Annotated in this window: 9 protein-coding genes and 1 other RNA gene; 5 read left to right on the top strand and 5 right to left on the bottom strand. The window is 66.4% G+C overall.

The features are described 5' to 3' along the window. The 4 genes from QZ281_RS08105 to QZ281_RS08120 all read left to right on the top strand — a co-directional run. The coding region (locus tag QZ281_RS08105) for a cytochrome P450 (RefSeq protein WP_292226978.1) at nucleotides 1-391 on the top strand (391 nt) is incomplete at its 5' end. A 59-nt stretch (nucleotides 392-450) separates the two neighbouring features. After that, a complete protein-coding gene (locus QZ281_RS08110) occupies nucleotides 451-1,239 on the top strand; it encodes a hypothetical protein (protein WP_292226979.1) in 789 nt (262 codons plus the stop codon). After that, nucleotides 1,236-1,808 carry a tyrosine-protein phosphatase gene (locus QZ281_RS08115; protein WP_292226982.1) on the top strand — a complete coding sequence of 191 codons (573 nt, stop codon included), beginning with the start codon at nucleotides 1,236-1,238 and terminating at the stop codon, nucleotides 1,806-1,808. Before QZ281_RS08110 ends, QZ281_RS08115 begins: the two co-directional genes overlap by 4 nt. 83 nt (nucleotides 1,809-1,891) lie before the next feature. Continuing rightward, entirely contained in the window at nucleotides 1,892-2,983 is a 1,092-nt protein-coding gene (locus QZ281_RS08120; RefSeq protein WP_292226984.1) for a glycosyltransferase family 4 protein, read from the top strand. Between the two features lie 7 nt (nucleotides 2,984-2,990). On the opposite strand, the gene QZ281_RS08125 is transcribed toward QZ281_RS08120, so the two are convergent. From QZ281_RS08125 to QZ281_RS08145, 5 genes are all read right to left on the bottom strand, one after another. Next, the gene (locus QZ281_RS08125) at nucleotides 2,991-3,812 is read right to left on the bottom strand and encodes a TIGR00282 family metallophosphoesterase (RefSeq protein ID WP_292226986.1); all 822 of its coding nucleotides are present in this window, start codon (nucleotides 3,810-3,812) and stop codon (nucleotides 2,991-2,993) included. Next, entirely contained in the window at nucleotides 3,809-4,357 is a 549-nt protein-coding gene (locus QZ281_RS08130; RefSeq protein ID WP_292226988.1) for a 5-formyltetrahydrofolate cyclo-ligase, read from the bottom strand. The genes QZ281_RS08125 and QZ281_RS08130 overlap by 4 nt, the downstream gene beginning before the upstream one ends. A gap of 155 nt (nucleotides 4,358-4,512) precedes the next feature. Next, nucleotides 4,513-4,673, bottom strand: a non-coding RNA gene (gene ssrS, locus QZ281_RS08135) — 6S RNA. Nucleotides 4,674-4,764: 91 nt separating this feature from the next. Next, the gene (locus QZ281_RS08140) at nucleotides 4,765-5,085 is read right to left on the bottom strand and encodes a cell division protein ZapA (protein WP_201096655.1); all 321 of its coding nucleotides are present in this window, start codon (nucleotides 5,083-5,085) and stop codon (nucleotides 4,765-4,767) included. Next, nucleotides 5,085-5,339: a hypothetical protein gene (locus QZ281_RS08145; RefSeq protein ID WP_292226990.1), complete on the bottom strand. Its 255-nt coding sequence runs from the start codon at nucleotides 5,337-5,339 to the stop codon at nucleotides 5,085-5,087. Before QZ281_RS08145 ends, QZ281_RS08140 begins: the two co-directional genes overlap by 1 nt. A gap of 96 nt (nucleotides 5,340-5,435) precedes the next feature. On the opposite strand from QZ281_RS08145, the gene tkt reads away from it, so the two are divergent. Then, the coding region (gene tkt, locus QZ281_RS08150; RefSeq protein ID WP_292226992.1) for a transketolase at nucleotides 5,436-7,397 on the top strand (1,962 nt) is incomplete at its 3' end.

The following is a 7,397-nucleotide window of genomic DNA, read 5'->3' on the forward strand; positions in this document are numbered from 1 at the left end:
CGCCCCGACCATGGCCCGTAACGCACTGGCTGACGACGAGGTCGGCGGGCAGAAGATCAAGGCGGGCGCCACCGTCATCATCTCGCCTTGGATTCTCCAGCGCCACAAACTGCTGTGGGACGATCCCGACGCCTTCAGGCCCGAGCGGTTCCTGCCTGAAAACCGCAAGTCCATCGACCGCTACGCCTACATCCCCTTCAGCGCCGGGCCCCGCGTCTGCATCGGCGCCGCCTTCGCCATTCAGGAGGCGATGATCGCCCTGGCCGCCATCCTGCGCGTCGCCGAGGTCGAGGCCGTGACCACCGTCGAACCTCGCCCTGTGCACCAGATCACTCTGCGCAGCAGCGAACCGATGCGCCTGCGTCTGAGGTCCCGCCGAAAGCCTGTCTGACCGCCAAAACTCGGCCCCAATGGCGGCGCGTCGTGCAGGCGTTGCAACGGATCGTCGCCATGAACGCCTCATTTTCCGACCAAACCGCCGCAGGTTCGGTCGACAAGGTCGCCAAGGTCACACTGGCCTTCTGGCTGATGAAGATTTGCGCCACCACAGTGGGCGAGACAGGCGGTGATCTTCTGTCCATGACGCTGAAGGTCGGATACGCGATCAGTTCGCTGATCCTGCTGGCCTTCTTCGTCGTCACCCTGATCGCACAGTTGCGGTCGAAGCGGTTTCACCCGGCCCTCTACTGGCTGGTTATCCTGTCGACCAGCACGGCGGGAACGACCATTTCCGACTTCATGGACCGCACCCTGGGTCTTGGCTACGCCACGGGAGCCTTGCTGATTTCAGGCGTCCTGATTGCGGTGCTGACGGCGTGGCGTCTGACCTATGGCTCGCTGAAGGTCGATCATATCCGTGAGCCGGGCGTGGAGACCTTCTACTGGCTGGCCATTCTGGCCTCCAACACGCTGGGGACAGCGCTGGGCGACTTCCTCGCCGACACCTCGGGACTGGGCTATCTGTGGAGCAACGCCCTGATTTCAGGCGGCATCGCCCTGACCATTCTGGCGTGGAAGTTCACGCGCATCTCGTCCACAGTCCTGTTCTGGATCGCCTTTGTCCTGACGCGCCCGTTCGGCGCGACCATGGGCGACCTGCTGACCAAGTCGCATGAAAAGGGAGGACTGGACCTGGGCACCATCGGATCGACCCTGACCCTGTTGGCGGTGCTGTGCGTACTGCTGGTCGCCACCACCGCCAACTATCGCCAGTGGTTCACCAGAGGCCGCCCGGCATGAGCCGCCGTCCTTCTCCCCTACGTATCGCCTTGATGGGGCTGGGCGCCGTCGTCGGGTGTCTGGTCGTTTATATCGTCGGGGTGAACCTGACCGGCAATGTCCACACGGTCATTCCGGGCGAGATTTATCGCGCGGGCCAGCCGCGTCCCGGCCTGCTGGACCGGATGGAGCAACAGCACGGCATCCGCACGGTTCTGAACCTGCGCGGCCCCAACCCCGGCACCCCCTGGTATGACAATGAGGTCGCCGACAGCCAGCGTCTGGGCATCCGGCACATCAACTTCCGCATGTCGGCCAAGGAAGAACTGACGCCGGATGAGGTCCGCACCCTGATCACCATCATGCGCGATGCGCCCAAGCCCCTGCTGATCCACTGTGCGGGCGGTTCGGACCGCACGGGTCTGGCCTCGGCCTTCTATGTGGCGGCGGTGTCCAAGGGCGGAGAGAACAAGGCCGAGGCGCAGCTTTCCCTGCGTTATGGCCATATCGCCCTGCCCAATCTGGACGCCTATGCAATGAACCGCACCTTTGAGCGGATGGAGCCGGAACTGGGCTTCCCCAACAGCTAGGCTAGAGAAACAAACGGGGCGGAAGGCTTTTCGCGGACGGCGGCGTCTAGGGTTCAACGCCAACGTCTTTCAGGACGCCTCCCGTGAAGATCGCCATCGTCCTTCCGCCCGGAAGCCGCTTCTCCCAGTCGCGCCCCAACTCGATGGAGACGGTGGTGCGGACATTGGCTGAGGTCAGCCGCTATCGGTCGTCGATCCGCATCTTCTGCCCCGAGGGCGCTGAAGATCACGGCGACTTCGACGTCCAGACCGTGCCGGAAGGGCGCAACATCCGCATCGAGGCCCTGACCCGCCAGATCCGCGCCTATGGCCCCGACCTGATCGAGGTGCATCAGAAGGTGGTGGACGCCACCCGTCTGGCCCGCCGCTTCCCCAAGGCGGCCAACCTGCTGTACCGCCACCACGCCCTGAAGACGCCCAAGACCCTGCTGGACCGCTGGCGCTACCAGACCCGTTATGGGGTGCAGGACGGGCTGATTTTCGTCAGCAAGTCAGAGCGTGATCGGTTTGTCGCCCAGCACCCTGGTCTGGCGAGCAAGAGCTTCGGCATCCCCAATCCCATTCAGGCCGATCCGTGGCTGGCCGCGCCCGATGACCGCGAACAGATCATCGCCTTCGCTGGTCGCGCCATGCCGGAAAAGGGGCTGGACGTCCTCTGCGCCGCCCTACCCGCCGTGCTGGACCGCCACCCCCATTGGCGCGCGGTGCTGATGCTGAACGACTGGGACGATCATCAGGTCTGGGCCGCACCGCACGTCGCCCCCTTGAGCCGGTTTGGCGACCGGGTGACCATCCTGCGCTCTGCGGCGCTGGGCGAGGTGCGCGACATCATGAAGACCGTCGCCATCGCCGTGACCCCATCCGTCTGGGCCGAGCCTCTGGGCCTGACCGCGCTGGAGGCCCATGCGGCGGGCGCGGCCCTGATCTCATCCGGGCGCGGGGGCCTGCGCGAAGCCAGCGGCCCGCACGCCCTGTTCGTGGACGAGGTGACGCCCGCCAGCCTGATCGACGCGATGGAGACGCTGATCCTCGACCCCGAACGTCGCACCGCCATGGCCCGCGCAGGCCAGCGCTATGTGCTGAGCAACCACCTGCCCGAGCGCCGGTCACGCGACCTGGACGCCCTGCGGCTGAGGCTGCTGGCGATGCGCAAACCCGTGCTGGTTCCGGCCTGAACCGGCGTCAGACGACCGGGATCGCCTGCGACAGACGCCCGCCGACGCGGATCGGCTCGACGCGCAGGGCAAGGCCGGTCTTGTCGTCCGTCTCGACAAAGACGCCGCAGATGGTCGCCGGACCCGAAGCCGGCGTGTAGCGCCCGCCCGAGATGCGGGTGGTGAAGCGGCGCAGCGGCTCGTCCTTTTCGTTGCCGATGACGCTGTCATAGTCGCAGCAGCCACCTGCATCGGTCTGATAGGCCGTGCCACCGGGCAGGATTTGGCAGTCGGCGGTCGGGACATGGGTGTGGGTGCCCACGACCAGCGACGCGCGCCCGTCGCAGAAATGGCCCATCGCCATCTTCTCCGAGGTCGCCTCGGCATGGACATCAACGATGACCGCGTCGGCGACGGCGCCCAGCGGGGCGGCGGCCAGTTCACGCTCTACCGCGCCGAACGGATCATCCATCGGGTCCATATGCACCCGGCCCAGCACGTTCATGACCAGAACAGTGCGGCCCGAATGAGTCTCGAACAGATTGGCGCCCGCGCCCGGCGCATCCATCAGGCGCGGATAGTTGGCGGGGCGGATCAGGCGCGGCTCGCGCACGATATAGGTCAGGGCCTCGCGCTGGTCCCACGAATGGTTGCCCAGCGTCAGGCAGTCAGCGCCCGCCATGAACAGCTCGCGCGCCGTGTTCTCGGTGATGCCGAAACCGCCCGCGGCGTTCTCTGCATTCACCACCACGAAGTCGAGCTTCAGGTCGCGCTTCAGGCCCGGAAGATAGTCGCTGATGCCGTCACGGCCGGACTTGCCGATGACGTCGCCGAAAAATGCCAGTCTCATTCGAAAGCCGTATAGCCGTTCTCGGTCAGAACGCCATGCAGTCGGATGTCATGATCTTCCAGCGCCAGCCGTTCGACCGCCTGCCCGGCATAGGCGTAACCGATGCGCATCACGTCCGGGCGCGCGGCGAAGGTGCGGTCATAATAGCCGCCGCCCTGCCCCAGCCGCCCACCGAAATGGTCAAAGGCCAGAAGCGGCGTCAGGATCAGATCAGGCTCTACCGTCTCGGCCAACGGCAGGGGCGCGGGGCATCCGGCGGCGTCCAGTTCCAGCGGTTCGCCCGGCGACCAGGCGCGAAAGACCATCGGCGCATCCCGCTCCAGCACCACCGGCAGACACAGATGACGCCCTGCCGCCTCAAGCGCCACGGCCAGGGCGTCGGTGTCCAGCTCTGATCCCATCGCCCGGTACAGGGCCACGAACTCACCGTCTGGCAGCCGGTCCGCGTGATCGGCGGCCCGCCCTGCGGCGGACGGATCAACCTGCGCCAAACGCTTGCGCAGCGCCCGCATCTCGGATCGGAGTTCGCGTTTATCCAGCCTCATGCCCGCGTCTTACACCGCCGACGCCGCGCCGACGAGCAGCCACGCGCGGCTGCGCATGACGCTCAGGCCCATCGCAGCAAGCGTTAGCGCGCCGGCCGCGCTCAAGCAGCGAGCGACCGCGTCGCGAGCGTTAGCGCACTAAAAGAAAGGAAGGTGGCGGCGCCGTGCGAACCGTGAAGAACGTTTAAATCCTCTCGACCTGGGTAGCCAGGTGGGCTCCATATGCCCAGGCCCTCGAGCCCGGACAGGGACAGATCCCGTAGAGTGAATTAAGGTCAGAAGGATATGTTGTCTTCGACGTGAGCCACAGCATGACCCGCCGTCGCGATAGATAGTCCTTCGCGACGCCTTTCGCCAGCGCCGTCATGACAAATCACGCCTGCGCCCCAGCCGGGATCAACAGGGGATCAGATCCCCTGAACGATCTTCTCGATCCGCGCGGCGACGGCGTTCAGGGCTTCGGCCACGCCATCAGTCGACGGCGCAGGTTGGGCAGGCGGGACAAGGCCCGGCTTGCCGCTGTTCAGACGCGCCTCATGCAGTTCGTCCGCCAGGATCAGGGCCGACATCAGAAACAGCCGCAGATCACCGACATGGCCCACATCCTGGGCCACCTGGCGCACCTGATTGTCGAACTGTTTGGCCAGGATGCGGACCCGCTCTTCCTGTCCGTCGGCGCAGCCCACGGCATAGGGGCGGCCGTTCACGTCCACCGTCACAGTCGCCATCAGCGGGTCTCCCCTTCGGATTCAGCCAGCACGTCGCGCACGGCCTCAGCCGCGCGACCGAGAGCGTCGGACGCCTCACGGCCCGCCGCCTCCAGCGCCGCAACCCGCGCGCCATCTGCCCGTGGCGCGAACAGGTCGTCGTCACTGGCGGGCGAGGGCGAGGCGGTGCGAGCCTTCAACTCCAGGATTTTGCGTTCAAGGCCGACCAGAGCCCGGTCGATGCGGGCTCGTGCGGCCGTTGTGGCGTCTGCCATCGGTCGCTCCTTACAAATTGCGTATAGAACCCGAGGACGCGTCGGGGTAAAGCGGCGCGCCCCTTATTTTCCGCATCACGACGAAAGGTCTCCACAGTGACCGACGCCAAAGCCGCATCCAAGGCCACTCCTGAGCAGATGGCGAACGCCATTCGCGTCCTCGCCATGGACGGCGTGGAAAAGGCCAAGTCCGGTCACCCCGGCATGCCGATGGGCATGGCTGACGTCGCCACGGTGCTGTTTTCGAAATTCCTGAAGTTTGACGCCTCGCGCCCCGACTGGGCCGACCGCGACCGCTTCATCCTGTCGGCGGGCCACGGCTCGATGTTGATCTACGCCCTGCTGCACCTGACCGGCTATAAGGCCGCGACGAAGCAGGAGCTTGAGAACTTCCGTCAGTGGGGATCGAAGACTGCGGGCCACCCCGAGTTCGGCCATATGCCGGGCGTCGAGGTCACCACCGGCCCGCTGGGCCAGGGTCTGGCCACCTCGGTCGGTTTCGCACTGGCAGAGCGTCATCTGGCCGCCAAATACAGCGACGATCTGGTCGACCACCGCACCTGGGTCATCGCCGGTGACGGCTGCCTGATGGAAGGCGTGTCGCAGGAAGCCATCGCGCTGGCCGGCCGCTATCAGCTGAACAAGCTGACCGTCCTGTGGGACGACAACGAAATCACCATCGACGGCAAGGTCGGCCTGTCCGACGCCACCGACCAGAAGGCGCGCTTCAAGGCTGCGGGCTGGGCGGTCAAGGCTGTCGACGGTCATGACCTTGACGCCATCAAGGCCGCGCTGAAGTGGGCCACCCGTCAGGACAAGCCGACCCTGATCGCCTGCAAGACCAAGATCGGTCGCGGCGCCGCCACCATGGAAGGCAGCCACAAGACCCACGGCGCAGCTCTGGGCGCGACCGAGATCGAAGCCACGCGCAAGGCTCTGGGCTGGACCGCCGCGCCGTTCGAAATCCCCGCCGAGATCGCCGACGCCTGGCACAAGGTCGGCCGTCGCGGCGCCAAGGACCGCAAGAAGTGGGAGGCCCGCCTCGCCGCTTCGGACAAGGCCGCCGACTTCACCCGCGCGATCAAGGGCGACCTGCCGGAAGCCGCCTTCGACGCCCTGAACGCCAAGATCGCAGAACTGATCGAGACCAAGCCCGCACAGGCCACGCGCCAGTCGTCGGGCGCCGCGCTGGATCAGGTCTTCGCCGCCATCCCCGAACTGATCGGCGGCTCGGCTGACCTGACCGGGTCGAACAACACCTTCGTCGCCGGCACGCCGATCCTGGACGCGCCGAAATATGAAGGCCGCTACGTCAACTGGGGCATCCGCGAGTTCGGCATGGCCGCCGCCCTGAACGGTCTGGCGCTGCACGGCGGCATCATTCCCTACGGCGGCACCTTCATGGTCTTCTCGGACTACAGCCGTCCGGCCATCCGTCTGGGCGCCCTGATGGGCGTGCGCGCCATCCACGTCCTGACCCACGACAGCATCGGACTGGGCGAAGACGGCCCGACGCACCAGCCGGTCGAGCATCTGGCCGCCCTGCGCGCCATTCCGAACCTGCTGGTCTTCCGCCCGGCCGACACGGTCGAGGCGATGGAGGCCTGGAAGATCGCGCTGGAGACCAAGACCGCTCCGTCGGCCATGGCCCTGTCGCGCCAGAAGACGCCCGCCGTCCGCACGGTCGCCTCGTCGGAAAACCTGACGGCCAAGGGCGCCTATGAGATCAAGGCCGCCAATGGCGAGGCCAAGGTCACCCTGTTCGGCACCGGCACGGAGCTGGCCCTGGCGCTGGACGCTGCGGCAACTCTGGAAGCCGAAGGCACGCCGACCCGCGTCGTCTCGGTCCCCTGCTTCGAACTGTTCGAGCAGCAGGACGCCGCCTATCAGGCCGCCGTCATCGGTCGCGGCACCGTGCGCGTCGCGGTGGAAGCGGCGATCAAGCAGGGCTGGGAACGCTTCATCGGCGAAGACGGCGCCTTCATCGGCATGTCCAGCTTCGGCGCCTCGGCCCCGGCGGAAGTCCTGTACGAGAAGTTCGGCATCACCGCCGAAGCC

The sequence above is a fragment of the Brevundimonas sp. genome, from assembly GCF_018608325.1.
Lineage (GTDB): Bacteria > Pseudomonadota > Alphaproteobacteria > Caulobacterales > Caulobacteraceae > Brevundimonas.

Bases quoted from the DNA above. Each gene is read 5' to 3' on its own strand.
- QZ281_RS08125 (WP_292226986.1), bottom strand. From the start codon at position 3,812: ATGAGACTGGCATTTTTCGGCGACGTCATCGGCAAGTCCGGCCGTGAC.
- QZ281_RS08140 (WP_201096655.1), bottom strand. From the start codon at position 5,085: ATGGCGACTGTGACGGTGGACGTGAACGGCCGCCCCTATGCCGTGGGC.
- QZ281_RS08115 (WP_292226982.1), top strand. From the start codon at position 1,236: ATGAGCCGCCGTCCTTCTCCCCTACGTATCGCCTTGATGGGGCTGGGC.
- QZ281_RS08110 (WP_292226979.1), top strand. From the start codon at position 451: ATGAACGCCTCATTTTCCGACCAAACCGCCGCAGGTTCGGTCGACAAG.
- QZ281_RS08130 (WP_292226988.1), bottom strand. From the start codon at position 4,357: ATGAGGCTGGATAAACGCGAACTCCGATCCGAGATGCGGGCGCTGCGC.
- QZ281_RS08145 (WP_292226990.1), bottom strand. From the start codon at position 5,339: ATGGCAGACGCCACAACGGCCGCACGAGCCCGCATCGACCGGGCTCTG.